The sequence below is a fragment of the Haloferax sp. s1 genome (genome assembly GCF_058382125.1).
Map to the genome: position 1 here is coordinate 9,822 of NZ_JBZRPK010000655.1, position 2,281 is coordinate 12,102.

The window sequence follows — 2,281 nt, forward strand, 5'->3', positions numbered from 1 at the left end:
ACGAGCAGTTCTTCGCCGCGTTCGACGACAATGCGGCACGGCGGCGACATCTTGTTGTACGCACGGCGGAAGGCGTCCTTCGCGATTTCGGCGTCTTCGACGTCGCAGTAGATGGTGAAGACCGTCTCACCCTTGGGGATGCGAGCAGCGGTCCCAACGACCTTCCCGAACGACTGGCGCATTCCGTCAGAAACACGGTCTGCACCGGCACCGGTTGCCTGCTTGTTCTCGCGGATGACGTGGTGCGGGAACTTGCGCAGGATCATCTTGTACTGCTTTTCGCCCGCGTTCTTGAGCATCAGACGGTTGGCCGAGAGACGTGCAGATTCGAGCGAACCGTGGCGAATCTGAACATCCTCTTCGACCTCCAGACTGATCTCGACAGGGTAGTCCTCGGGGTCCGCCTGCAGGTCGCCCATGTTGTGCTGTGCAATCTTCGAACCAGGGATACCCGTGATGTACTCACGTCGGGTGTATGCCGGGTTCTTGATCTCCCGGTACATAGAGGCGGGTTTGTCTGACATGGTTACTTGTGAAACCGAAGGGTCAGGCGGGCTAAAAACGCTTCGAAGCTTCATTCGGCCATCCGGTCGTGTGAGCCGCTCTCACGGTGTTTTGCCCCTTCACCGCGTCGAACCATCGATATTTTCGCCGCGACCACCGGTCTCGACTACTTACTCGTCGTCTGCTCGCTCGCCTTTCGTTTCCTGTTCGTTGCCTCTTTCCTCGTCCTCGACGGGGGGTTCACCCGTCTCAGGATCGAGTGCGACGAACTCCAACCCTTCGCGGTCGAGGAGGTCGGTGGCCCGGTCGGTGACGGAGGGAGCGACAAGAACACCACGAACTGGTTCGTTATCGCCGAACTCCCGCCGGACGGCGTCCACGTACCGGCGGAGTTGACTCGCTGCCGAGGGGCCGACCCTACGGCGCTTCAACTCCACGACGACGGGGACTCCTTCGGCATCTTCACCGAAGATGTCGAGCGCACCGGCGTCGCTCTGTCGCTCAGTTTCGAGGGGTTCGAAGCCAGCTTCGAGAATCGACGGGTCCGAGAGGATATGTTGTCGCAGGTCCTCTTCGCTTCCGACGAGTTCGAGGTCGCTTCGGTCGTTTACGGCGTACGCCGAACACTGTTCGACGCGCTCGAAGAACACGTCGAGCCGTTCATCCGGACTCGACCGCGTGCTCCGAACGCGGAGTCGGCCGTCGCGCACGCCTGCAGAGTGCGTACACCCCGGTGGCTGCCAGTTCACTGGCGTCCGCTTTTCGTCCGTGTGGACGAGGATGGACCCGTCCGGCTTCAGAACGACCAGTCGGTCGCCGGGGCCGAGCTCGCTCGTCGCGCGGCCGTCGTAGTCCACTGTACACCGGCCGAACACGGTGACCATATCGCCGCGTTCGAATGCCGATTCGAGGTGAACGAGCGCGTCGCGGTGCGTCGGTCGATGGAGTGTGTTCACCGTCATCCGGGTGTTGCACCGCGATTCGTGGTCGGCGGGGATAAGCCCCGCGTCGTGGTCGGGTGGACTCAGTTCGTTGTCACGGTGAGTCTCGGTTCGCTGGTCACGCATGCGTCTGCGCGCTCGCGGGCGTTTACCCGCCGGAGATGAAACTCATCACCGGGTGGTTTCGCGAAGAGCGTGGTCTCGCCATCGAGACGCTGTCGGGGGTGTACTTAAACCACCCCGGATAGCGCGGGACTGGATACCTCCGGATAACAGTCGTCAATAAAAGTATGAACACGACGTCGACACTCATCGCCCGCGGGGGATCAGCTTCCGACTCGCACAGACAGGACCGCACCGACTCGTCTGCTGTTCTCTCCGTTCTCAGCGACGACGACAGTCGTCGTATTCTCGCCGCCTGTGACGAAGCCCCTCGAACTGCACAGGAGTGCGCGGACGTGTGTGATGTTCCGCTGTCGACCGTCTACCGGAAGCTCGACCAACTCACCGAGGCGTCGCTCCTCGATGAACGTCGGCGGATTCAACTGGCGAGCCACCACCCACGGGAGTTCGAGACCAATTTCGACACGCTCTCGTTTTCGTTTGCTGACGCGGGCGTTGCGGTTGATTTCCGAAATGTTGCAACTGACGGCGGTAAAGACGCCGAGGAGCGGCGGGCGTGGCGTCGTTCCCGTCTTCTACCCAAGACCCTGGTGACCTTTTTGTCTCACTTACGGGGCCGACGCGTCGGGGGTAGAAACAACCGCTTTCTGCCGTTTCTACCGAGGATATTTGGATATCGGAAGGCTCGTCTTCCCTTTCTAGAAAGAGGACAA

The 2,281-nt window shown here is 61.0% G+C and carries 2 protein-coding genes and 1 pseudogene; 1 reads left to right on the top strand and 2 read right to left on the bottom strand.

What is annotated here, in order from left to right; genetic code table 11:
* Both QT222_RS15195 and nucS read right to left on the bottom strand, forming a co-directional pair.
* Positions 1–524: 50S ribosomal protein L16 (locus QT222_RS15195; RefSeq protein ID WP_491477657.1), on the bottom strand; the 524-nt coding region annotated here is incomplete at its 3' end.
* Between the two features lie 150 nt (positions 525–674).
* Positions 675–1,466 carry an endonuclease NucS gene (gene nucS, locus QT222_RS15200; RefSeq protein ID WP_179955370.1) on the bottom strand — a complete coding sequence of 264 codons (792 nt, stop codon included), beginning with the start codon at positions 1,464–1,466 and terminating at the stop codon, positions 675–677.
* A gap of 269 nt (positions 1,467–1,735) precedes the next feature.
* Between nucS and QT222_RS15205 the strand changes: the two are divergent.
* A pseudogene (locus tag QT222_RS15205) lies at positions 1,736–2,125 on the top strand (helix-turn-helix domain-containing protein); the annotation flags it as partial.
* Positions 2,126–2,281 lie beyond the last annotated feature (156 nt).